General features: G+C 63.5%; 25 protein-coding genes. 17 read left to right on the forward strand and 8 right to left on the reverse strand.

The window, feature by feature from the left end; genetic code table 11:
* Positions 1–21: 21 nt before the first annotated feature.
* Together NKJ75_RS04235 and NKJ75_RS04240 are read left to right on the forward strand one after the other, a co-directional pair.
* On the forward strand, positions 22–165 hold the full coding sequence (locus tag NKJ75_RS04235; protein ID WP_023705079.1) for a hypothetical protein: 144 nt from the start codon (positions 22–24) through the stop codon (positions 163–165).
* Between the two features lie 64 nt (positions 166–229).
* Positions 230–373 (forward strand): hypothetical protein, encoded by a 144-nt coding sequence (locus NKJ75_RS04240; protein WP_023834256.1) that lies wholly within the window; start codon positions 230–232, stop codon positions 371–373.
* 39 nt (positions 374–412) lie between these two features.
* On the opposite strand, the gene NKJ75_RS04245 is transcribed toward NKJ75_RS04240, so the two are convergent.
* Together NKJ75_RS04245 and NKJ75_RS04250 are read right to left on the reverse strand one after the other, a co-directional pair.
* On the reverse strand, positions 413–787 hold the full coding sequence (locus NKJ75_RS04245) for a DUF423 domain-containing protein (protein WP_023673013.1): 375 nt from the start codon (positions 785–787) through the stop codon (positions 413–415).
* Between the two features lie 43 nt (positions 788–830).
* Positions 831–2096: a multidrug efflux MFS transporter gene (locus tag NKJ75_RS04250; protein WP_023727509.1), complete on the reverse strand. Its 1266-nt coding sequence runs from the start codon at positions 2094–2096 to the stop codon at positions 831–833.
* A gap of 143 nt (positions 2097–2239) precedes the next feature.
* Between NKJ75_RS04250 and NKJ75_RS04255 the strand changes: the two genes are divergently transcribed.
* Both NKJ75_RS04255 and NKJ75_RS04260 read left to right on the forward strand, forming a co-directional pair.
* Positions 2240–2905 (forward strand): GntR family transcriptional regulator, encoded by a 666-nt coding sequence (locus tag NKJ75_RS04255; RefSeq protein WP_023727510.1) that lies wholly within the window; start codon positions 2240–2242, stop codon positions 2903–2905.
* Between the two features lie 109 nt (positions 2906–3014).
* Complete coding sequence (locus NKJ75_RS04260; protein ID WP_245259900.1) at positions 3015–3248, forward strand: DUF982 domain-containing protein; 234 nt, start codon at positions 3015–3017, stop codon at positions 3246–3248.
* A gap of 72 nt (positions 3249–3320) precedes the next feature.
* Here the strand turns inward: NKJ75_RS04260 and NKJ75_RS04265 are convergent, their stop codons facing one another.
* Positions 3321–3479 (reverse strand): hypothetical protein, encoded by a 159-nt coding sequence (locus NKJ75_RS04265; RefSeq protein ID WP_023673009.1) that lies wholly within the window; start codon positions 3477–3479, stop codon positions 3321–3323.
* Between the two features lie 178 nt (positions 3480–3657).
* Between NKJ75_RS04265 and NKJ75_RS04270 the strand changes: the two genes are divergently transcribed.
* A complete protein-coding gene (locus tag NKJ75_RS04270; RefSeq protein WP_023682407.1) occupies positions 3658–4629 on the forward strand; it encodes a glycosyl transferase family 90 in 972 nt (323 codons plus the stop codon).
* Between the two features lie 20 nt (positions 4630–4649).
* Here NKJ75_RS04270 and NKJ75_RS04275 read toward each other — a convergent pair whose 3' ends face one another.
* Complete coding sequence (locus NKJ75_RS04275) at positions 4650–5693, reverse strand: aldo/keto reductase (protein ID WP_023715391.1); 1044 nt, start codon at positions 5691–5693, stop codon at positions 4650–4652.
* 240 nt (positions 5694–5933) lie between these two features.
* Between NKJ75_RS04275 and ppk2 the strand changes: the two genes are divergently transcribed.
* Positions 5934–6854: a polyphosphate kinase 2 gene (gene ppk2 / locus NKJ75_RS04280; RefSeq protein ID WP_023682405.1), complete on the forward strand. Its 921-nt coding sequence runs from the start codon at positions 5934–5936 to the stop codon at positions 6852–6854.
* Between the two features lie 228 nt (positions 6855–7082).
* On the opposite strand, the gene NKJ75_RS04285 is transcribed toward ppk2, so the two are convergent.
* Both NKJ75_RS04285 and NKJ75_RS04290 read right to left on the reverse strand, forming a co-directional pair.
* Positions 7083–7727, reverse strand: a complete 645-nt coding sequence (locus NKJ75_RS04285; protein WP_023727512.1) for a dihydrofolate reductase family protein — start codon at positions 7725–7727, stop codon at positions 7083–7085.
* A 109-nt stretch (positions 7728–7836) separates the two neighbouring features.
* A complete protein-coding gene (locus tag NKJ75_RS04290) occupies positions 7837–8532 on the reverse strand; it encodes a winged helix-turn-helix transcriptional regulator (RefSeq protein ID WP_023682403.1) in 696 nt (231 codons plus the stop codon).
* A gap of 176 nt (positions 8533–8708) precedes the next feature.
* On the opposite strand from NKJ75_RS04290, the gene NKJ75_RS04295 reads away from it, so the two are divergent.
* Positions 8709–9035: a DUF1330 domain-containing protein gene (locus NKJ75_RS04295; protein WP_023693250.1), complete on the forward strand. Its 327-nt coding sequence runs from the start codon at positions 8709–8711 to the stop codon at positions 9033–9035.
* 34 nt (positions 9036–9069) lie between these two features.
* On the opposite strand, the gene hemB is transcribed toward NKJ75_RS04295, so the two are convergent.
* Both hemB and NKJ75_RS04305 read right to left on the reverse strand, forming a co-directional pair.
* Positions 9070–10125 carry a porphobilinogen synthase gene (gene hemB, locus NKJ75_RS04300; protein ID WP_023724522.1) on the reverse strand — a complete coding sequence of 352 codons (1056 nt, stop codon included), beginning with the start codon at positions 10123–10125 and terminating at the stop codon, positions 9070–9072.
* A gap of 88 nt (positions 10126–10213) precedes the next feature.
* Positions 10214–10720 carry a pyridoxamine 5'-phosphate oxidase family protein gene (locus NKJ75_RS04305; protein ID WP_023705074.1) on the reverse strand — a complete coding sequence of 169 codons (507 nt, stop codon included), beginning with the start codon at positions 10718–10720 and terminating at the stop codon, positions 10214–10216.
* Positions 10721–10900: 180 nt separating this feature from the next.
* Here NKJ75_RS04305 and NKJ75_RS04310 point away from each other — a divergent pair, with 180 nt between their 5' ends.
* The 10 genes from NKJ75_RS04310 (at position 10901) to NKJ75_RS04355 (ending at position 21073) form a co-directional block, all read left to right on the forward strand.
* Positions 10901–11938, forward strand: a complete 1038-nt coding sequence (locus tag NKJ75_RS04310; RefSeq protein ID WP_023672999.1) for an enoyl-CoA hydratase/isomerase family protein — start codon at positions 10901–10903, stop codon at positions 11936–11938.
* Positions 11935–12357: a DUF6163 family protein gene (locus NKJ75_RS04315; protein ID WP_023705073.1), complete on the forward strand. Its 423-nt coding sequence runs from the start codon at positions 11935–11937 to the stop codon at positions 12355–12357. The genes NKJ75_RS04310 and NKJ75_RS04315 overlap by 4 nt, the downstream gene beginning before the upstream one ends.
* Before the next feature lie 203 nt (positions 12358–12560).
* Positions 12561–13076, forward strand: coding sequence for a transcriptional regulator LdtR (gene ldtR, locus NKJ75_RS04320; protein ID WP_023672997.1), 516 nt, complete (start codon positions 12561–12563; stop codon positions 13074–13076).
* A 378-nt stretch (positions 13077–13454) separates the two neighbouring features.
* Entirely contained in the window at positions 13455–14708 is a 1254-nt protein-coding gene (locus NKJ75_RS04325; RefSeq protein WP_023708671.1) for a L,D-transpeptidase family protein, read from the forward strand.
* Between the two features lie 183 nt (positions 14709–14891).
* Positions 14892–16538, forward strand: a complete 1647-nt coding sequence (locus NKJ75_RS04330; RefSeq protein WP_352499234.1) for a Na+/H+ antiporter — start codon at positions 14892–14894, stop codon at positions 16536–16538.
* A 171-nt stretch (positions 16539–16709) separates the two neighbouring features.
* The gene (gene glyA, locus NKJ75_RS04335) at positions 16710–18023 is read left to right on the forward strand and encodes a serine hydroxymethyltransferase (RefSeq protein WP_023669349.1); all 1314 of its coding nucleotides are present in this window, start codon (positions 16710–16712) and stop codon (positions 18021–18023) included.
* Between the two features lie 80 nt (positions 18024–18103).
* A complete protein-coding gene (locus NKJ75_RS04340) occupies positions 18104–18688 on the forward strand; it encodes an invasion associated locus B family protein (RefSeq protein ID WP_023669350.1) in 585 nt (194 codons plus the stop codon).
* Positions 18689–18826: 138 nt separating this feature from the next.
* Entirely contained in the window at positions 18827–19321 is a 495-nt protein-coding gene (nrdR, locus tag NKJ75_RS04345) for a transcriptional regulator NrdR (protein ID WP_352499235.1), read from the forward strand.
* Positions 19322–19323: 2 nt separating this feature from the next.
* Positions 19324–20454 (forward strand): bifunctional diaminohydroxyphosphoribosylaminopyrimidine deaminase/5-amino-6-(5-phosphoribosylamino)uracil reductase RibD, encoded by a 1131-nt coding sequence (ribD, locus tag NKJ75_RS04350; protein WP_352499236.1) that lies wholly within the window; start codon positions 19324–19326, stop codon positions 20452–20454.
* Position 20455: 1 nt separating this feature from the next.
* Positions 20456–21073, forward strand: a complete 618-nt coding sequence (locus NKJ75_RS04355) for a riboflavin synthase (protein ID WP_023669353.1) — start codon at positions 20456–20458, stop codon at positions 21071–21073.
* Positions 21074–21076: the final 3 nt, after the last annotated feature.

The following is a 21076-nucleotide window of genomic DNA, read 5'->3' on the forward strand; positions in this document are numbered from 1 at the left end:
TCGATTCAAGAGGAGGGTGCCATGCATCCCGTGAATTATCTGTTCGAAGACATCTATGGCAATGATTGGGGCATAGTCTCCGACGCCGCCACCCGCAAGCGCCGCGACAAGGTCGGGCCGTGGAGGCGTGACCTGCAATACCTTGTGAAACGCAAGCGCAGCTGATCGGCCCCGGCATTTTCGTGCCAGCTGATTGGATCGATTCAAGTTCTTGAAGAGGAGCACGAACATGCATCCCGTGAAACATCTGTTCGAAGACAGTTATCGCAATTACTGGGGTATCTCGCCTGCCACGGAGCAGCCGCAACGGCGGCGGCCGACCAAGCCTGCCAAGCGCAACCGCGACCTGCTGCCGGAAAACCGGCAGGATTAAGCCTCGTGTGGTATCTGATGGGGCAGGGTTCTTGCCTCGTCAGGACCGTTGCCGCACGAGCGCCGAGGCCGCGATCACCAGCCAGCCCGCGATGAGCAAGGTGCCGCCGATCGGCGCCGACATCGGGAACAGCCGCGATCCCACGAAATCCCGTGCCAGCAGATCGCCGCAGAACAGAACAAGCCCGACGAGCAGCACCAGGCTGCCGATCCGCAAGATCCGGTTTGCGCCGGCGAGGCCGACGGCCAAAAACACCGGCGCATGCATGAGCAGGAAGGATGCGGCCGTGCCGACGAACGCGCCGCCGAGATGCGCTGAAGCCGCCGACAGCGCCACGCCCGCCGCGCCGGCAATGCCGCCGGCGAAAACGAGGATGCGCGCGCTGTTTGCTGGTGCTGACTCGGCGATGCTCATGTCTCGGGCTCCGTGATTGACGATAGGCGGCGCGACCTGTCTGTCAGGATTTTTCCGATATCGCCAGCATGTCGCGCGTGCGGCGCGCCTGGGCCAGCCAATTATACGCGGCACCGCCCGCCATCAGCAACGACGTGCCGAGAAACACCGCGCGCATGCCGAAATGGCCGCCGACGAAGCCGCCCAGCAGCGGCCCCGCAACCTGGCCGACATATTGCGCCGAGATTGCCAGGCCCAGCACATTGCCGCCGACCCCATCGGGAACATTGTGGCGGATGACGCTGGTGATGCAGGGCAACAGCCCGCCCAGCACCAGACCCATAAGGAACCGCAGCCCGACCAACTGCCAGCTCTCGGTGACGAAGGCCTGCGGTATCAACAGCAGCGCCGAGACGGCCAGCGATGCGACGATGACGTTCCAGTGGCCGATGCGGTCGGCGAGTTTGCCCAACCGTGACGCCGACAGGATGGCGCCGAGTGCGGCCGCCGACATGACGACACCTGAGACCAGGGTCACCCGGCTTGCGTCCGCGACCAGTTGCTGGACGTAGACGGTGATGATCGGCTCGATCGACATGTTGGCGAAGGTGAACAGCATGCCGGTCGCCAGCATGGCCACGACAGGGCGTTTGTCGGGGATCTGCGCCCAACTTCCCTTTGGTTTCTCCTCGCGTTTTGCCTGTACTGGCGGGCGAGGCATCTCCTTTATCAGGAACGTCGTCGCCAGCGCCGCCAGGAAAATGACGCCGCCCGCGATGAGGAAGGTGGCGCGAATACCGATCAGTGGCGGCAGCGCGCCGCCAAGCAACGGGCCGACCAGGGAGCCTGCGGTGATGCCGGCCGACAGCACGCCAAGCGCCCAGCCGGAGCGCTCCTTCGGCGTCTGCATGGCGACAAGGATCGTCGAGCCTGAGGAATAACCGCCGGCAAAGCCGATCAACAGGCGCAAAAGCACCAATTGCCAGACGGTCTGCACCATGCCGGTCAGCGACATGCAGATCGCCATGCCGAAACTGGCGCGCACCAGCATCACCTTGCGGCCATAACGGTCACCCAGCCGTCCCCACAGTGGCGCGACAAGGGCGGCGGCAAGGAAGGTGGCGCCGAAAGCGATGCCGGACCATTGCACGATCGCCGCGTGGCCGACGGCGCCCAGCTGTTCGACATAGAGCGGCAGGAACGGCAGCAGCAACGTCATCGCCACAAGCGTGCTGAATGATCCGGCAAAGCACACGAACAGGTTGCGCCGCCAATGAATGTTGTAGGTGGAAGGCGCTTCGGCGGCCTGCGCTGCACTGTCCTGCGGCATGTCCTGTCCTGTCCGCTTGCTGCGGATACCATTTTGGGATACCAACTTGGTACCTCATGGACGCAAAGCCCGGCTGCTGTCAATCAGGCGCTCTCAAAGTGATCGGCAAGACCAACGGCCGATCGCCAGCAATGGAAGCAACTATGTCGCAGATGCAGATCGTCGAAAAAGCGCTTCGCGAGATGATCCTTGGCCTCGAGATCGGTCCTGGCGAGCGGCTGACGGAGCGCTGGATCGAGAGCCGCTTCGGCGCCTCGCGCACGCCGGTCAGGGCAGCCCTGCTGCGGCTGGAGACGGAAGGGCTGATCTGCCGCGACGGGCGCGGTTGGACCGTGTCGCCGATCAACCTTGCCGAATTGGAACAGATCGCTGTGTACCGCGAAGCGGTCGAGGTCGCGGCGGTCAGGCTGACTTCGGCGCTGGCCGACAGGAGCGCAGCCGATGTCATCGAGGCGATGCTGGACTCCTGCGACACTGCCACGCCGCGCGAGGAATGGCACCGCGTCGGCATGGATTTCCATATCGAACTGGCGCGGCTCTCCGGCAACGAGTTCCTGTTTCGGGCCGTGCGCGATGCCATGACGCGCCTGTCGCGGGCGCGCTGGCTGGAGGTGCGCGACGAGGCGGCGCTTGGCCGCGCCTGGAGCGAGCATCACGCCATTCTGGCAGCGGTGCGGGCCGGCGATGCCGATGCGGCGGCGGCGCGACTTTCCGCCCATATCGCCGGCAGCCGCGCCCGCCTGGTGACGTCGTTGCACAATGACCGGCGCGGCCTGCGCGCCAGGGGTTTTGCCGTCGTCGCCGCTTGATACCGGTCACGAAAACGAAAGAACGCCGACGCCATCCGCTTTCGGCCTCGCTTCGCGGACGCCGATGGCGTAAGAGGCGGCCATGGAAAACAACCGATTTGAAACACCCGTGACCGTTAAGTCGGGCACGGAGGGAAGCACTCAGCTCTTGCGTACGGTGCGCGAGGCTTCCGATTACCTGCTCAACAGCTGGCCCGGCAAGCGCAGCCCCAAGCACCGCGAAGCGCTGCAGGCCTGCCATGACGCGCTGGCCGGCGACAAGCCGGCGATGATTGCAAGACGCGCCTTCATCGCCGCCGCGCGCGAGGTCAACGTCTTCGTCAGCGACAAGGCCCCGGCCTGATCACATCGGCCTGATCACACCGGCATTTTGCCAGGATCCGGCCCGTTTCGCGGGCCGGTGATCCTGTCTTGCCTATTTTTCTGTCTCGGTGTCGGTTTTGGAACTTGCCTCGTTCTCAGGCTCGGCGCGCTCCTTGGCCGCGACCTTGGCGGCGAGCTTCTCCGCCTTCTTGGCGGCCTTCTGCCGGTCGCGCTCTTTGCGTTCCTGACCGTAATTCGGTGGTCGAGCCATATCGTTTCCTTTCGCTGTGCCTGATCCTGCCTAGAAGCATTGGCCGGCAAACACAACAGCGCCGCGAGGGCAGATGCCAGCGGTTCTGGACTTGCGTGATGGCGAACACAATGGTTTAGAAAAGGCTGCGGGACAGTTGCTGGAGCCGCCGCCGACCGATTTCGAATCAAAACGACCGATGGCCACGCTTCAAAGAAACGCACAGAAGCTGATCTACTATGCGCGCAACGCCATGCGCGACATCGCGCCGCCGGTTCTTTTCCGGCGCCGGCTCGGCCGGCTGCTCGATCAGGCCAGGCTTTCCGACGCATCGGTCCGCCAGCGGCTCAATTACTACAACACGCTGCGGGAGCCTTTTAGCCCCAGCCCCGAGGCCGTGCCGGTCAGCCGGCTGCCGTCGGACCGCAGCATGTACTATTACGATCTGAAGGAGTTCACCCGTTATTTCGACCCAGATCTGCGCATCGACCTGGAATTCGGCGACGTCATCGAAGTGCCGAAGATGCCGTCGATCGTCAAGGACCGGCCGATAGCGGGCGACAACGGCAACGGCGTCCTGTTCAAGCTGAACAAGTTCCGTCATTTCTACATGCCGGCCGACGATGTCGCCTTCGCCGACAAGCATCCGCTCGTCGTTTGGCGCGGCGAACTCAACAATCCGATCCGCACCTTGTTGCTGGATGCAGCCCGCAATCTGCCGTTCTGCGATGTCGGCACGCCGAGGGCGACAGCACTTGCGGAATACCGCAAGCCCTATCTCAGCATCGATCAGCAGCGCCGCTATCGCTACATCATCTCGCTCGAAGGCAATGATGTCGCGACCAATCTGAAATGGATCATGAGCTCGAACTCGCTCTGCCTGATGCCGCCGCCGACTTACGAGACCTGGTTCGCCGAGGGGCAACTCGAGCCCGATGTCCATTATGTGCCGCTGGCGCCCGACTTCAGCGATCTGGCCGAGCGGGTGCATCATCTCGAGCAGCATCCGGCCGAGGCCCAGCGCATCGTTGCGGCGGCCAACGCCTATTGCCGCAAATTCGCCGACGAGCGGGCCGAGCAGGCGATCTGCCTGCTCGTGCTCTACAAATATTTCGTGCTCAGCGGCCAGATCGAGCCCGATCCGCAGGTCTGGCGGTTTATCGCGGGCTAGCCGCTTCCGGCGCCCTTAAGTCAGATAACGCTGCGGTCCATAACCAGATCGGCCGGGCCGAAGCGGTCCTTCGCCGTAAACTGCTGGTGCCAGTAGGGATAGAGCACCGGCGGCCGGCTGACGGCATCGAGGCGCTGGCGTTCATCAAAGGACAGCGTCAGGCTTGCCGCGGCGAGATTGTCTTTCAACTGGGCCTCGTTGCGTGCGCCAATCACCAGCGAACTGACGGCCGGCCGGCCAAGCAGCCAGGCCAGCGCCACCTGGGCCGCCGAGACGCCGCGAGTGGCGCCGATGTCGACCAGCACGTCGACGATCCGCCACAGCCGGTCCTCGTCGCGGATCGGTGGTTCCGACCAGCCGCCGATCTGGCGCGCCGTCGGACTGTCGCGGCGGTATTTTCCCGACATCAGGCCGCCGGCGAGCGGGCTCCACACCAGCACGCCAAGGCCCTGGTCGACCGAGATCGGCAAGAGCTCATACTCGGCCTCGCGTGCTTCCAGCGTGTAGTGGATCTGCTGGGTGACGAAGCGCGGCTGGTGCTGGCTGTCGCTGATGCCGAGCGCCTTCATGACCTGCCAGCCGGAATAGTTGGAGCAGCCGACATAGCGGATCTTGCCCTGGGCAACCAGCGTGTCGAGCGCGGCGATGGTTTCCTCGAGCGGCGTCGCGCCATCCCATTCGTGCAGGAAATAGATGTCGATGACATCTGTCCTGAGGCGCTTCAGGCTCTTCTCGCATTCGCGGATCAGATGATGGCGCGACAGGCCCTCGTCATTGGGGCCCTTGCCGATCCGCATGCGCGCCTTGGAGGCGATCAGCACGTCGTTCTTGCGCTTGCCGCCGAGCGCCTCGCCGATGATCTCTTCCGACAATCCGTTCGAATAGACATTGGCGGTGTCGATGAGATTGATGCCGGCATCGATGCAAGTGTCGATGATGCGCGAGGCCTCCGCGAGATCGGAATTGCCGACGGCAGCGAACGGCCCGCTGCCGCCGAAGGTCATGGTTCCCAAGGTCAGCGTCGAAACTTTCAAGCCGGAACGGCCAAGCGTGCGGTATTCCATGTCGGTCCTCGCAATTTTGGTGGGTGGGGATTTACTGGAGAAGGGCGGGCAGCCCGAACGGGTCGGCCATTTGTAGGACAATTTGAGCGGCTTGTCGCCATGCCACGGCGATGGATCAGCCATGCCTCGCCGATTTGCAGCGATGATCGGCTGGCTGGCGGGTTGCAATAAAACCGTCATTGCCGGCCTATATCAAGTCGGCTCAGGGTTTCATGTCAGCCGGCAAGCGGAGCAGTGGAAATGACCGAGTTGAAGCAGAATTCTCCGGCCAGGGATTGGCTGGAAGCCGAACTCGCCGACATGCTCGACGAGGACTATGAGCTTGAAATGTCGGAGCCGGCGCTGTCGCTGGAGATCTCCAAGATCTACAAGAACGCGCATCCGCCGTCGATCGACCGCATGCAGTATTTCCGCGACCTGATCGGCTTGCAGTCGGAACTAATCAAGCTGCAGTCCTGGGTCGCCTACCACAAGAAGAAGCTGGTGGTGGTTTTCGAAGGACGCGATTCCGCCGGCAAGGGCGGCGTCATCAAGCGCATCACCCAGCGCCTCAACCCGCGCATCTGCCGCGTCGTGGCGCTGCCGGCGCCGACCGAGCGCGAAAAATCGCAGTGGTATTTCCAGCGCTACGTGCCGCATCTGCCGGCCGGCGGCGAGATCGTGCTGTTCGACCGCTCCTGGTACAACCGCTCCGGCGTCGAGCGGGTGATGGGCTTTGCCGAACCCGATCAGGTCGAAGAGTTCTTCCGCGACGTGCCGGAGTTCGAGCGCATGTTGGTCCGCTCCGGCGTCACGCTGGTCAAATACTGGTTCTCGATCACCGACGAGGAACAGCAGATGCGCTTCATGATGCGCATCCACGACCCGATGAAGCAGTGGAAGCTGTCGCCGATGGACCTGCAGTCGCGCGTGCGCTGGGAGCAGTACACCAAGGCCAAGGAAGAGACGTTTGCCCGCACCAACATCCCCGAGGCACCGTGGTACATCGTCGAAGGCAACGACAAGAAGCGGGCGCGGCTGAACTGCATCGACCATCTCCTCAAACAGCTGCCCTATGAGGACGTGCCGCACGAAGAAATCACGCTGCCCGAGCGGGTGTTCAACCCGGAGTACGAGCGCCAGGTCCTGCCGCGCGAGCTTTACGTGCCGGAGAAGTATTGAGCGTCTTCGCAATTGAAGACACGAGAGGACGGCATTCTTTCGCGCCCCCCTCTGTCCTGCCGGACATCTCCCCCACAAGGGGGGAGATTGGCAGCTTCGCCGATGGCGCCCTTCTTGCTACGTTGATGAGTGGCGAAAGCCGGCGCGACATCCGATCTCCCCCGGCGTGGGGGAGATGTCCGGAAGGACAGAGGGGGCGCGACGGATCGCAATTTTCCCAAATGAGGCTTACACCCGCTTGATCGTCACATGCGTGGCGAGCGCTGTCGCCACCTGCTCGGTGCACTGGTAACCCAGCTTCAGCATATCCAGCCCGGCAAACAGGCTCTCGCCCCTCCCGAGCAACACCGGCGACACCGCCAGATGCAACTCGTCAATGAGCTTCTCTTGCAGATATTGCCGGATGGTGGAAACGCCGCCGCCGACGCGGACATCCTTGCCGCCGGCCGCGGCCTTTGCTTGTTCGAGCGCGGCGTGGATGCCGCCGGTAACGAAGTGGAAAATGGTGCCGCCTTCCATCACAATGGAGTCGCGCTCGTAGTGGGTCAGCACGAAGGTCGGCACATGATAGGGCGGGTTGTCGCCCCACCAGCCTTTCCAGCTCTCGTCTGGCCATTCGCCGCGGATTGGACCGAACATGTTGCGGCCGAGGATCCAGGCGCCGACATTGTCGAAGCTGCGGACGGTGAACCGGTCGTCCACATCGGTGCTGCCGCCATCCTTGCCGACCATCTCGTGGAAGGTGCGGGTGCCGGTCATCCATTTGTGCAGATCTTCGCCACCAACGCCGAGCGGATTTTGCAGGTCCTGGTCAGGACCGGCGCCGAAACCGTCGAGCGACAAGGTGAAGGCATTGACGCGGAGTTTGGACATGGAAGACTCCCTTTGATGACCAGTTGTGATTTGCAATCAGTATTCAAACTGATTGCATTTTGCAACTAGTATTTTAGAGGCAAGCCGATCTGTGGAATGCGCAGGGACCTCAAGCCGCCACGCGCTTCGGCATCACCGCAAACGGGCTGAGCCCAAGCCAGATCTGCATCTTGCCGGCGACGTCGAGATCGCCGGTCAGGCTGATCTTGTCGCGTTCCTTGTGAACTGTCGTCAGCCCCATCCAGATCGAGGTCATGGTGCACAGATCGGTCGAGACGTAGAGATCGACGTCGAAGCCCGGATCGTACCAGCAAAGATCGACCTCGCCCTGCTTTTCGACGATCAGCCACCACGATCGTTTTGACGCCGGCAGGTCATGGTACAGGAATTGTATCACGGTGCGCCCGTCCGGCAGCGGACTGGGGTTCAGATTGCGCCGCATGTCCCACATCAGCAGCGACGGATCGAGGTTTTTGAGCGACAGCCTGGCCTCGACCCATTTCTGGCCCCAAAACCCCATCGCCTCGACAACCGGGCGCAAATCCCGGCCCGCCTCGGTCAGCCGGTATTCGAACACGCCCTTCTCGGTCGCGATCTCGGTCCGCTCGACGATGCCGCCGGCCTCGAGGTCCTTGAGCCGTTGCGACAGAAGGGTTGGCGACATTTTCGGCACGCCGCGGCGCAAATCGTTGAAGCGGGTCGACCCCGCCACCAGTTCGCGCAGCAGCACCATGGTCCAGCGTGTGCAGAGCAGCTCGGCGGCCATGGAGAGCGGGCAGAATTGCTTGTAACCGGCTTGTGTCATGTGGTGAGCTCCAAAAGATGTTGCCGGACCTTATTCAGAAAACCTGAGTTCAGCCAGTACAGAAGCTGTACTGGCACCCCCGGTACAGTTCTGTGACTGGAGCGGTCCGGCGCCGCCATGCGAGGCAGCGGTCACGTCACCGGGCAGTCCGGTGCCGATCCATGAGGAGTTGGACAATGACCGCTTACGTGATCGCAGACATCAAGGTGAAGGACGACAAATGGGTGCCGGCCTATGCCGCTTCGGTGCATGACCTCGTCCACAAGCATGGCGGCAAGTATCTCGCCCGCAGCGGCAATGTGAAGACGCTGGAGGGCAAGCCGCTCGACACCAGCCTGATCGCCATCATGGCGTTTCCGTCGGCAAAGGCAGCCGAAGCCTTCACCAACGATCCGCAATACGCTCCGTTTGTGGCGGAGCGTCAGAAGGGCAGCGACAGCCGCTTCCAACTGATCGACGATACCGATCTCGCCGGAACGATTCCTTATTTGCCAAAGGCGTGAGGAAAAGCCGGAACCCGGAGCATCCAGGTTCCGGCTAACCCTTCAGCAGTTGCGCCACTTCCGGCGCGAAGTAAGTCAGGATGCCGTCACAGCCGGCGCGCTTGAAGGCGAGCAGCGATTCCAGCATCGCCTTTTCGCCGTCGATCCAGCCATTGGCGGCCGCCGCCTTGATCATCGAATATTCGCCTGACACCTGGTAGGCGAAGGTCGGCATCTGGAACTCGTCCTTCAGCCGGCGGATGATGTCGAGATAGGGCAGGCCGGGCTTGACCATCAGCATGTCGGCGCCCTCGGCGATATCCTGCTCGGCCTCGCGCACCGCTTCGTCGGAATTGGCGTGGTCGAGATAATAGGTCTTCTTGTCACCCTTGAGCAGGCCGGCGGTGCCCACCGCCTCGCGATAGGGGCCATAGAAGGCGGAGGCGAATTTCGTCGCATAGGACATGATCGCCACATCCGAAAAACCGTTGGCGTCGAGTGCGTCGCGAATGGCGCCGATGCGGCCGTCCATCATGTCGGACGGCGCGATGATGTCGGCGCCGGCCGCCGCCTGGATGACGGCCGCGGCGGTCACCTGTTCCACCGTCTCGTCATTGACGATGATGCCGTCGCGCAAGATGCCGTCATGGCCGTGCGAGGTGAACGGGTCGAGCGCCGCATCGGTGATGATGCCGATCTCCGGCACCGCGTCCTTGATGGCGCGGGTGGCGCGGTTGATGATGTTTTCCGGGTCGAGGATGTGCGATCCCGTCTGGTCGCGCAGGCTGAGTTCAACATTGGGGAAGGTGGCGATCGCCGGAATGCCGAGCTTAGCGGCCCGCTCGGCCTCCTTGACGGCGAGGTCCAGCGACAGGCGGAAGACGCCGGGCATGGCGGCGATCGGCTCGCGCGTGTTCTTGCCGTCGATGACGAAGATCGGCCAGATCAGATCGTTCACCGTAAGCCGGTTTTCCTGCACTAGGCGGCGCAACCAGTCGGCCTTGCGCATGCGCCGCAAGCGGCGGCTGCCGGTGATCTCGTCGACGCTGCGCGCACCGGCGGGCTTTGCCGGCGCGAATTTGTTGCTCGTCGCGGGGGTGAATTTGTTCATCGCAAAAACTCCGGGTCGAGGCGGCTTTTACCACGAGGCCTTGCCGCTGACCAATGCGACACGATTGTGCCAGCCGATGACGCGGTGCTTACGGCTTTGGCGGCCACGCCAGTTCTGGGCCGGTTTTGAACAACGACACATTGTTGGTGAAGGTGCTCTCCGGGGCGAGCCGGATCAGGCGCCCGTCCGGATGGCCGATGTCGGCGACATTGTCGATGAACCAGCGGTTCCAGGTCGCCTCCGGGCCGAGATATTTGTGCAGCAGCCGTTTGAAGCGGTTCGGCGCCATCGCTTCTATGGTGGCGACGCCGCGCAGGCCGAGATGCAGCAGGATGCCGGCCTCATTGTCGAAATGGACGATCTCCACGGCGCAGCGCGGGTCGCGTTCGAGGTGTTTGACAGCACTTGCGCCGGTCGAGCCGAGCAGCCAGATCGCAGCGTCCTCCCAGATGAACCACATCGGCGCGTTGCGCGGCGCGCCGTCAGCGGTCACGGTCGCCAGATTGGCCATCAGCGGGCGGCTGAGAACATCATCCGGGTCGAACTTTTTCGGCATCTCCCAGCCATGGCTCGGCGCTGCGGTTTCAAGCGTCATGCGTTTGTCCCTGCATCAGAAGAAAGGCTGTTTTGCCCGGCAATTTTGCGCGCATTTCTGTCGGGGGCAAAGCACGGTCGCGTTCCCTTGCGAAAATCCAAACCGCGCCCGCCGGTTGACGCACCCATGCGCCACCTTTAGCACTTCAGTCCCGCAGGCGCGGGGAGGGATTCTCTGACGATGGATTTTGGCGGCGGCGACGAGATCCGCTTCGAACGGTTGGGCAAGGCAGGCGTCGTCACGCTGACGCGGCCGCAGGCGCTCAATGCGCTGACACATCGCATGATCAAGGCGCTGGACAAGGCGCTCGACGCTTTTGAGCGCGATACCGGCGTCGATGTCGTCATCGTCAAGGCCGAGGGCAGGGCGTTTTGCGCCGGCGGCGACATCATGCACGTCTACGAGGCCCGCGCCGGAAAGCCGCCGGTCGAGTTCTTCGCCGACGAATACCGGCTCAACGCCCGCATCAACAGTTACAAAAAGCCCTATGTCGCGCTGATCGACGGGATCGTTATGGGCGGCGGCGTCGGCATCTCTTTCCACGGTTCGCAGCGTGTGCTGACCGAGAATGCCCAGTTCGCCATGCCCGAAGTCGGCATCGGTTTCTTCCCGGATGTCGGCGGCAGCCATCTTCTGCCCGACCTTGGCGGCAGCTTCGGCATGTATCTGGCGCTGACCGGCAACCGCATTCGCTATGGCGATGCGCTGTGGTCGGGCCTGGCCACCCACACCATCAAGGCCGCTGACCAGGCTGCCTTTCTTGACCGGCTCTGCGCCAATGGCGATCCGGAATCGGTGCTGCGCGGCTTTTTCGTGCCGGCCAGGCGCGAGACCGGCCAGCCGGTGTTGGAAGCCATTGCCCGGCATTTTTCCCAACCCTCGCTCGCCGAAATCCTCGAGAGCCTGGAGCGGGCGGCAGGCGCCGACGAGTTTGCCGCCAAGACGCTGGCCACCATCCGCACCCGCTCGCCGACCAGCCTTAATGTCGCGTGGCGCCAGATCAGCGCCGGGCTGACGCTGTCGATGGAAGCCTGCATGAAGATGGAGTTCCGCATCCTCAACCGCATGCTGGCCGGGCACGACTTCTATGAAGGCATCCGCGCCGTCCTCGTCGACAAGGGTTCGACGCCGCAGTGGCGGCCGGCAAGCCTGGCCGAGGTCGACGCTGCTTCGGTGGACGCCTATTTCGCGCCGCTCGAACGGGAGCTCGAACTGTGAGCGAGGTCACGTCGCGGCGCATCGTGCTGCAGCCCTCGGGCGTCGAGATCATCTTCGCCTGGTTCCAGCGCGTCATTGCGGGCTATTGCCTGCTGTTCGGCATCCTGTACTGGATCCGGCTGATCGGTTTTTATCCCGGCCCGCTGTGGCGCTTCGACCTGATGCCGGTGCACTGGCAGGTTGTGGCGGTGATGCTGGCCGTGTTCTTCCCCTTCGCCGCCGCCGGCCTCTGGATGTTGGCGTCGTGGGGCCCGGTGATCTGGTTCATCTGTGCTGTCACAGAGACCATCATGTATGCCGGCTTCCCCGATCTGTACGGCCACCGGCCGCTGATCGTCTTGTCGCATGCCGCGGTCGCGCTGCTCTACATCGCCTTCCGCGTCGTTATCTGGATGCGCAAGCGCCCTGCGCGCCCCTGAAACGCCGCCCCGCAGCCATTGGCTAAATCTTTAGGTTAATTATCCTTGCTCGGGTGACCGTTCGTTAAGCGTCTTGCGAAACCTATTACCGGTAAGCTCTTGTTAGCCCTAGCGTTTAAGTCGAATTTTATGAGTATTCGATAGTGTCGCAATCAAGGTGAAAAACAAAAAATCACCAGGGCGACAAACGAGAGGCAAAGACAATGATCAATTCGCGTCCGGCGGCGAAGACCGCCAACGTATCCGACGATCGCCGCGAGGCTATCCGTTCGCTTTACATGGAATCGCTTCAGCTGGTGGAGCGTTTGCATCGCCGTCTGCTTGACGTGATCAAGGACGAGTTCGACCGCAACGGCCGTTCCGACATCAATGCCATCCAGGCGCTGCTTCTGTTCAATATCGGCAATTCCGAACTGACCGCCGGCGAGCTGCGCTCGCGTGGCTACTATCTCGGCTCGAACGTCTCCTACAATCTGAAGAAGCTGGTCGATCTCGGCTTCATCAACCACCAGCGCTCGCGCATCGACCGCCGTTCGGTCCGCGTTTCGCTGACGCCGAAGGGCAATGAAGTGGCGGAAGTCGTCGCCGGTCTCTATGAGCGCCATGTCGGCTCGATCGAACAGGTCGGCGGCATCAACAGCGAAGAGTTCAAGCAGATGAACCGCGCGCTGCAGCGCCTCGACCGCTTCTGGAACGACACCATCGCCTACCGGATGTAATCAGCGGGTCATTGAATAGCAGCTGCGCCGGAAGAAGCGCGGCCGGAGGAAAGTCTCAGCCAACAGGCCGGTGCCGAAAAGCACCGGCCTTTTCTTTTCGAGCCGCCGGCGCTTCCAAATTCGGCGTAAGCCACGTTGCCGCCATATTCGCGGTGGAAGCGGGGATGCGGGTGATGCGGCGGCGAAAGCTGTTCGCGCGCCTGTAATGTCGCATCGCGGTCCGCTTTTCACGGCTCAGTGATGCAGGTCATGGTTGGCTAATTGTTAACAGTGCCAACTTTAGAGTGCGGGCGATATCGCCCAAGATCGAGCACGTAGCCGAACGCTGCAACAGCCAAACGCTAGAAGCCAAACACGACAAGAATGTCTGGAACGTCCATGAGAACCAGCCGCCGCCTTTTCCTTTCCGGAGCTTCCGCGCTCGCCGTTGCCATGGTTGCCAATGCCGCCAGCGCGCAGGATGTGATCGACGATATCCTGAAATCGTCGGGCCGCGGCAATTGGGACGACCAGTTCGATGCCCGCGCCTCGGAGGGCGGCAAGGTCGCCTCGACGCTGCCGATCTTCAGCCTGCAGACGGTCGCCTTCACCGAACAGGCTGTGGCGCAGTATCAGAACATCGTCGCCCAGGGCGGCTGGGGCGAGGTGCCGGCGACAAAGAAGCTGCAGCTTGGCGTCGACGATCCGGACGTGGTGCCGCTGCGCAAGCGGCTGATGGTTTCGGGCGATCTGGCGCAGAGCGCCGGCATTTCGACGTCGTTCGATTCCTATGTCGACGCCGCGGTCAAGCGCTTCCAGGCGCGCCATGGCCTGCCGGCCGACGGCGCCATGGGCAAATACACCTATGCGGCGATGAACGTTTCGGCGCAGATCCGCCTCGGTCAGCTGCAGACCAATCTGGAGCGCCTGCGCGAAAAGGCCGGCACGCTGGGCAGCCGTTATGTGCTGGTCGATATCCCGGCGGCACAGATCGAGGCGGTCGAGAACGATCGCGTCGTGCTGCGCCACACCGCAATCGTCGGCAAGATCGACCGCCAGACCCCGGTGGTCAATTCCAAGATCAACGAGATCATCGTCAATCCTTACTGGAACGCGCCGGTCTCGATCGTGCGCAAGGACATCATTCCGCTGATGCGGAAGAACCCCGACTATCTCAAGGACAGCCATATCCGGCTGTTTGCGCCTGATGGCAGCGAAGTCGATCCGATGACTGTCGACTGGTCGACGGATGATGCCGCGAAATACCGCTTCCGCCAGGATCCGGGTTCCGGCAACGCCATGGCCTCGGTGAAGATCAACTTCCCCAGCCCCGACGGCGTCTACATGCACGATACGCCGCAGCAAAGCCTGTTCGGCAAGATGATGCGCTTCGATTCCTCGGGCTGCGTGCGTGTCCAGAACGTGCGCGACCTCGTCACATGGATCCTGCGCGACACACCCGGCTGGGACCGCCAGCATTTCGAGGCTACCATCAAGACCGGCGAGAACACGCCGGTGCAGGTCGTCAACCCGGTTCCGGTCCACTTCCTCTATGTGTCGGCCTGGTCGACGGGTCCGGGCGTCGTGCAGTTCCGCGACGACGTCTACGCGCTCGATGGCGCCAGCGAACTGCAGATCACCTCTTCGCTCTAGGTGCCTGAATTGTTTATGAAAAGGCCGCCGTGAGGCGGCCTTTTCCGTTCGACATCCCAACAGAAGAAGACTGGTGGCCGCCAGCCATGCAGGCCATGAACACTGCCGGACGTTGCGCCGCAGGCCCATCTGGACGGACTAACGGCAATTGCGCATGGTCCTCAAAACAGCCGGAATCGCGCCATGCAGGTCGCAATCTTCAGCCTCGCCGTGCTGGTCTTCGTCGCTCTTTCCGGCGCACTGGTGCGGTTGGTTCGGGTGCCGCTGCCGGTGCTGCAGATTGCCATCGGCGCCGCGCTCGCATGGCCGGTGAAAGGCATCCATGTCGAGATCGACCCCGAACTCTTCCTGCTGGTGTTCATCCCGCCGCTTTTGTTCGGCGATGCCTATGGAGCGCCCAAACGCGAGCTGATCGCGCTGCGCGGACCGATCCTCGATCTGGCCATCGGGCTGGTCTTCTTTACCATTGTCGGCTTCGGTTATGCCTTGCACTGGTTGGTGCCGAGCATCCCGCTGGTCGTCGCCTTCGCGCTCGCTGCCGTGCTGTCCCCGACCGACGCCGTGGCGGTGTCCTCGATCGTCGACAGAAGCCTGGTGCCGGCGCGGCTGATGCATATTCTGGAAGGCGAGGCGCTGCTCAACGACGCCTCGGGCCTGGTCATGTTCCGCTTCGCCGTCGCCGCCGCCGTGACCGGCAGCTTTTCCTTCGCCGATGCATCGCTGAGCTTCGTTTATGCCGTCGCCATCGGCATCCTGGCCGGCATCGCCGCGTTGTTCATCGCCGCCAGGCTCCTGCAGCTTCTGAATCGCATCGGCGGCGTTCCGGCCGAGGCGCAGGTTCTGGTCATGGTCCTGCTGCCCTTCATTGCCTATCTCGTCGCCGAACATCTGCATGCCTCAGGCATTCTGGCGGCGGTCACCGCCGGGCTTTTGACCGGCGGCTCCGGCGTCTTCCGCTTCCTCGGCGTCTCGGCGCGCATGCAGACGATCTCGCTGTGGACGACCTTGTCCTTCGTCTACAATGGCGCGCTGTTCATCGTGCTCGGCATGCAGCTTCCCGAAATCATTCGCCGCGTGCCGCCCGAACTGACTGGCCATTACCCGATCATCCAGCCGGTCGCGACGGTGATTGCGCTGACGCTGTGCCTGATCGCGCTGCGCTTCCTCTGGATCTGGGTCGGCGACATCGCGGCAGGCCTCAAGGCAAAATGGGGAAAGCGCAAGGCCGAGCCGTTCGGGATGCGTGTGCGGCTTGCCGGCTCGGTGGCGGGCGTGCGCGGCGCGATCACGCTGGCCGGCATCCTGTCGCTCCCGCTCGCCATGCCGGACGGCTCGCCTTTTCCCGCGCGCGACCTGGTGATCTTCCTCGCCGCCGGCGTCATCATCTGTTCGCTCGCCATCGCCAGCGTGGCGCTGCCGAAGATAGCGCGCGGGCTGGTCGAGCCGGGCGAGGATGGCAGCGCCATCGAGGAGCGTCTCGCCCGCATCGGCGCCGCCAAAGCGGCCATCGCCCGCGTCGAAAGCATGGCGGGCGCCAGCGACGACGACCAGGGCGAGGTGCCCGGCGCCAGGCTTGCCGCCGCCGAAAACATCGTCGCCGGCTACCGGCGCCGGATCGCCACTTCGGACGAGGCCGACGACGCCCGGGCAGAGGCCCGCGAAGCCGGGCGGCTGGAGCTCGAAATGCGGCTTGCCGGCATCGAGGCCGAGCGCATCGCCGTGCGCGACATGTTAAGCAGCGGCGCGATCAACGACCATACGGCGCGGGCGCTGTTTACCGAGATCACGCTCACCGAAGCCTTGCTGCAGGGGCGGCAGGAGCGAAAATAGCGGTTCAGGGCCGCTCTGGCGCAATCCGGCCAGCAAATTTCGCGCTGCAAACGTGGCGAGGCGAAAACAACTGTGTTAATGGCGCGGCAATGCATGTCGCCCGGAACCGTGCAGCGGTTTCGGGGCAGCGATATGCATAGATAGATGCCCCGAACCGAAGGATTTCAGGCCATGGCAACTGCAGCGGCAGCGTCGAACAAGTTCGAATCCTTCTTCGAAACCACGCTGGAAGATGCCGATCCGGAGATCTTCGGCTCGATCCGCAACGAGCTTGGCCGCCAGCGTCACGAGATCGAGCTGATCGCCTCGGAAAACATCGTTTCGCGCGCCGTGCTCGAGGCGCAGGGCTCGATCATGACCAACAAATACGCCGAGGGTTATCCGGGCAAGCGCTATTATGGCGGCTGCCAGTTCGTCGACGTCGCCGAGGAACTCGCTATCGAGCGCGCCAAAAAGCTGTTCGGCTGCAACTTCGCCAATGTCCAGCCGAATTCCGGCAGCCAGATGAACCAGGCGGTCTTCCTGGCGCTGCTGCAGCCCGGCGACACCTTCATGGGCCTCGACCTGAATTCCGGCGGCCACCTGACGCACGGTTCGCCCGTCAATATGAGCGGCAAATGGTTCAAAGTCGTTTCCTACGGCGTGCGCAAGGACGACCATCTGCTCGACATGGACGCGATCGAAAAGACCGCACATGAGACCAAGCCAAAGCTGATCCTGGCCGGCGGCACCGCCTATTCGCGCATCTGGGACTGGAAGCGCTTTCGCGAGATCGCCGATGCGGTCGGCGCCTATCTGATGGTCGACATGGCCCATATCGCCGGCCTGGTTGCCGGCGGCGTGCATCCGTCACCGCTGCCGCACGCCCATGTCGTGACCACGACCACGCACAAATCGCTGCGCGGCCCGCGCGGCGGCATGATCCTGTGCAATGACGAGGACATCGCCAAGAAGATGAACTCGGCGGTTTTCCCCGGCCTGCAGGGCGGCCCGCTGATGCATGTCATCGCCGCCAAGGCGGTCGCCTTCGGCGAGGCGCTGAAGCCGAGCTTCAAGCTCTATGCCGAGAGTGTCGCCGCCAACGCGAAGGCGCTGGCGTCGAGCCTCAAGGAAACCGGCCTCGACATCGTCTCCGGCGGCACCGACAACCATCTGATGCTGGTCGATCTCAGGCCCAAGAACGCCACCGGCAAGCGCGCCGAGGCAGCGCTCGGCCGCGCCAACATCACCTGCAACAAGAACGGCATCCCGTTCGATCCGGAAAAGCCTTTCGTCACCTCGGGCGTGCGTCTGGGCACGCCGGCCGGCACCACGCGCGGCTTCGGCCAGGCCGAGTTCCGCGAGATCGGCAAGTTGATCGCCGAGGTGCTGGACGGGCTGAAGGTCGCCAATTCCGACGAAGGCAATGCGGCTGTGGAAGCAGCCGTGAAGGCCAAGGTCGTGGCGCTGACCGATCGTTTCCCGCTCTATCCCTATCTCGGTTGACCGCCAGCGGCGCATCGTCTTTTATCCCGCGCTCTGCGCCGCTTGCTGTTCGGGCGGCGCGGCCTGTTGGAGATCTGACGATGCGCGTGTTCCGTCCTGCCGTTCTGGCCTTCATCGGCTCGCTTGCCGCTGTCGCCGTGTCGGGCGCGATCGCCCAGGAGCAGCCGCAGCCGGGCACGGATATCCCCGCCACAAACACCTTTGGCAGGTGGACCACCATCATCGATGCGCTCGACACCGGCCAGGATTCCCACAAGACCTGCGCTGCCTCCACGGCCTTTGTCGATGGCGGCGGCAATGCCGGCACGCTGACGCTTTCGATCTCGACTGGCGACGCCCTGCCGCCCGATGCCTATCCGGCGATCATGTTCACCGTCGCCAACAAGGAGCTGCCGACCGGCAAGAAGATCGCCGCGACCTTCGGTGACCCCGGCGTCAAGGTTTCCGCGACCGTCTATTCCAATGATGCCGGCCGCCCGAGCTGGACCGTCGACAACCAGGCCAAGACCAGTCTCGCTTTGTTGCGGGCCATGCGCCAGGTCATCTCGCTCGACGTGACGTTCGGCAAGCAAGCCGTCGCCAGCATCCCTATGGACGGCTTCACCAAGGCCTACCGCAACCTCGGAACGTCCTGCGGCTTCCCGACCAAGGACGTCGCGCCCTGACATATCTGGCGCGGCTGGCAATTTTCCTCCCGCCTCGCTATCTCTGAGGGCGCGAGCGGCCGTTGCCGAACCTTTGCCGTCCCGGCAAAAACCTCTAAGCCTATCGTTCCGCCAGAATCGCCAACCTGAAGGCTCTCCATGCGCTGTCCCTATTGCCAGTCCGAAGATACGCAGGTGAAGGATTCGCGCCCCGCCGAGGATGGCGCCGCGATCCGCCGGCGGCGCGTCTGCCCCGATTGCGGTGGCCGCTTCACCACCTTCGAGCGCGTCCAGCTGCGCGATCTCGTTGTGGTCAAGAAGTCCGGCAGAAAGGTGCCGTTCGACCGCGACAAGCTCTTGCGTTCGGTGGAGATCGCGGTGCGCAAGCGCAATGTCGATCCCGAGCGCATCGACCGCGCCGTCACCGGCATCGTGCGCCAGCTCGAAAGCTCCGGCGAGACTGAAATCGCCTCGGGCGAGGTCGGCCGGCTCGTCATGGAAGCGCTGAAGTCGCTCGACGACGTCGCCTATGTCCGCTTCGCCTCTGTCTATCGCAATTTCCGTGAGGCCAAGGATTTCCACGATGTGCTGGGTGAGCTCAAAGGCGACGAGCTCAAGGGCGACGAGCTGAACGGCGAAGAGGACGCCGGCTGAGCATGGCAAGCCAAACGTCAGGGAAGGCCGATCAGCAGGCCCTCGATCGCCGCTTCATGGCCGCGGCGCTGCGGCTGTCGCGGAAAAATGCCGGCCGCACCTCCACCAACCCTTCCGTCGGCACCATAATCGTTCGCGACGATGGCGCCGGCCCGATGATCGTCGGCACCGGCGTCACCGCTGTTGGCGGCCGGCCGCATGCCGAGACCGAGGCGCTGACTGAAGCCGGCGAGTTGGCGCGCGGCGCCACCGCCTATGTCACGCTGGAGCCCTGCGCCCACCATGGCCGCACCCCGCCTTGCGCCAACGCGCTGGTCAATGCCGGAGTGGCGCGGGTCGTCGGCGCCGCCAGCGATCCCGATCCGCGCGTCTCCGGCAAAGGCTATGCCATCCTGCGCGCCGCCGGCATCGAAGTGGTCGAAAAGGTGCTGGTCGAGGAAGCCGCCGAGCAGATGGCCGGCTATTTGATTCGATCCATGAAAAAGCGTCCGGAAGTGACTCTGAAGCTTGCGCTTTCCAGCGACGGCAAGATCGGCAGGCATGGCGCCGGCCAGGTCGCGATCACCGGCGATATCGCCCGCCGCGAAGTCTATCTGATGCGCGCCGAAGCCGATGGCATACTGGTCGGCATCGGCACGGCGCTGGAGGATGATCCCGCGCTCACCGTGCGGCTGCCGGGGCTGGAGAACCGCTCGCCGGCGCGCATCGTGCTCGACCGCCAGATCAGGCTGCCCGAAGCCTCGAAGCTGGTCTCCGGCATCGACCGGGTGCCGCTCTATATCGCCGCGAGCCTGGAGGCCGACCCGCTGCGGCGGTCGGTGCTGGAGCGTGCCGGTGTGCGCTTCATCGGCACCGAAACCCATGAAGGCGGCATTGCCTTGCCGGAACTGCTCGAGGATCTCGGCGCGCTCGGCATGGCCAGCGTTCTGGTCGAAGGCGGCGCCAAGGTGGCCAGCGCCTTCCTCGCCGAGGGATTGGTCGACCGCATCGTGCTGTTCCAGGGACCGGAAGCGATCGGCGAGGGCGGCATTGCATCGCCCATCGACGCCAACCATATCCCGGCAGGCTTCCGCAAATTGCGCGAGATGCGCTTCGGGGAAGACAGCTATGCCGAATGGGTGAGAGATATCTGAAATGTTCACTGGAATTGTCACCGATATCGGCACTGTCGCGGCCATCAAGCCGCTGAGCGAAGGCGTCGGCCTGCGCATCGACACTGCCTATGATCCCGCGACCATCGCTATTGGCGCCTCGATTTCCTGCGGCGGCGTCTGCCTGACGGTGACGGCGCTGCCAGATGGCGGCTCGAATGCCCGCTGGTTCGAGGTCGAAGCCTGGGAAGAGGCACTGAGGCTGACCACGGCGTCGGGCTGGAAATCAGGCACCAAGGTCAATCTCGAGCGGGCACTGAAGATCGGCGACGAACTCGGCGGCCACATCGTGTCGGGCCATGTCGATGGCATGGCCGAAATCGTCGAGCGCAAGGACGAGGGCGATGCCGTGCGCTTCACGCTGGAGGCGCCGCGCGAACTGGCGAAATTCATCGCGCCCAAGGGTTCCGTCGCACTCGACGGCACCTCGCTCACCGTCAACAAGGTCGAAGGCGCCCGTTTCGACGTGCTGTTGATCCACCATTCGCTGACCGTGACGACCTGGGGCGAGCGCAAGGTGGGCGACAAGGTCAACCTCGAGATCGACACCATGGCCCGCTACGCCGCGCGACTGGTCGAGGCAGTGAAAGAGGGGCTTTGAGCC

This window comes from Mesorhizobium sp. M0058, from assembly GCF_040323095.1.
In the GTDB taxonomy this organism is placed as follows: Bacteria; Pseudomonadota; Alphaproteobacteria; order Rhizobiales; family Rhizobiaceae; genus Mesorhizobium.

What these genes read in the sequence shown, in the direction of transcription:
- NKJ75_RS04235 (WP_023705079.1), top strand. Translation starts at nt 22, where the DNA reads ATGCATCCCGTGAATTATCTGTTCGAAGACATCTATGGCAATGATTGG.
- NKJ75_RS04240 (WP_023834256.1), top strand. Translation starts at nt 230, where the DNA reads ATGCATCCCGTGAAACATCTGTTCGAAGACAGTTATCGCAATTACTGG.
- NKJ75_RS04245 (WP_023673013.1), bottom strand. Translation starts at nt 787, where the DNA reads ATGAGCATCGCCGAGTCAGCACCAGCAAACAGCGCGCGCATCCTCGTT.
- NKJ75_RS04250 (WP_023727509.1), bottom strand. Translation starts at nt 2,096, where the DNA reads ATGCCGCAGGACAGTGCAGCGCAGGCCGCCGAAGCGCCTTCCACCTAC.
- NKJ75_RS04255 (WP_023727510.1), top strand. Translation starts at nt 2,240, where the DNA reads ATGTCGCAGATGCAGATCGTCGAAAAAGCGCTTCGCGAGATGATCCTT.
- NKJ75_RS04265 (WP_023673009.1), bottom strand. Translation starts at nt 3,479, where the DNA reads ATGGCTCGACCACCGAATTACGGTCAGGAACGCAAAGAGCGCGACCGG.
- NKJ75_RS04270 (WP_023682407.1), top strand. Translation starts at nt 3,658, where the DNA reads ATGGCCACGCTTCAAAGAAACGCACAGAAGCTGATCTACTATGCGCGC.
- NKJ75_RS04275 (WP_023715391.1), bottom strand. Translation starts at nt 5,693, where the DNA reads ATGGAATACCGCACGCTTGGCCGTTCCGGCTTGAAAGTTTCGACGCTG.
- ppk2 (WP_023682405.1), top strand. Translation starts at nt 5,934, where the DNA reads ATGACCGAGTTGAAGCAGAATTCTCCGGCCAGGGATTGGCTGGAAGCC.
- NKJ75_RS04285 (WP_023727512.1), bottom strand. Translation starts at nt 7,727, where the DNA reads ATGTCCAAACTCCGCGTCAATGCCTTCACCTTGTCGCTCGACGGTTTC.
- NKJ75_RS04290 (WP_023682403.1), bottom strand. Translation starts at nt 8,532, where the DNA reads ATGACACAAGCCGGTTACAAGCAATTCTGCCCGCTCTCCATGGCCGCC.
- NKJ75_RS04295 (WP_023693250.1), top strand. Translation starts at nt 8,709, where the DNA reads ATGACCGCTTACGTGATCGCAGACATCAAGGTGAAGGACGACAAATGG.
- hemB (WP_023724522.1), bottom strand. Translation starts at nt 10,125, where the DNA reads ATGAACAAATTCACCCCCGCGACGAGCAACAAATTCGCGCCGGCAAAG.
- NKJ75_RS04305 (WP_023705074.1), bottom strand. Translation starts at nt 10,720, where the DNA reads ATGACGCTTGAAACCGCAGCGCCGAGCCATGGCTGGGAGATGCCGAAA.
- NKJ75_RS04310 (WP_023672999.1), top strand. Translation starts at nt 10,901, where the DNA reads ATGGATTTTGGCGGCGGCGACGAGATCCGCTTCGAACGGTTGGGCAAG.
- ldtR (WP_023672997.1), top strand. Translation starts at nt 12,561, where the DNA reads ATGATCAATTCGCGTCCGGCGGCGAAGACCGCCAACGTATCCGACGAT.
- NKJ75_RS04325 (WP_023708671.1), top strand. Translation starts at nt 13,455, where the DNA reads ATGAGAACCAGCCGCCGCCTTTTCCTTTCCGGAGCTTCCGCGCTCGCC.
- NKJ75_RS04330 (WP_352499234.1), top strand. Translation starts at nt 14,892, where the DNA reads ATGCAGGTCGCAATCTTCAGCCTCGCCGTGCTGGTCTTCGTCGCTCTT.
- glyA (WP_023669349.1), top strand. Translation starts at nt 16,710, where the DNA reads ATGGCAACTGCAGCGGCAGCGTCGAACAAGTTCGAATCCTTCTTCGAA.
- NKJ75_RS04340 (WP_023669350.1), top strand. Translation starts at nt 18,104, where the DNA reads ATGCGCGTGTTCCGTCCTGCCGTTCTGGCCTTCATCGGCTCGCTTGCC.
- nrdR (WP_352499235.1), top strand. Translation starts at nt 18,827, where the DNA reads ATGCGCTGTCCCTATTGCCAGTCCGAAGATACGCAGGTGAAGGATTCG.
- ribD (WP_352499236.1), top strand. Translation starts at nt 19,324, where the DNA reads ATGGCAAGCCAAACGTCAGGGAAGGCCGATCAGCAGGCCCTCGATCGC.
- NKJ75_RS04355 (WP_023669353.1), top strand. Translation starts at nt 20,456, where the DNA reads ATGTTCACTGGAATTGTCACCGATATCGGCACTGTCGCGGCCATCAAG.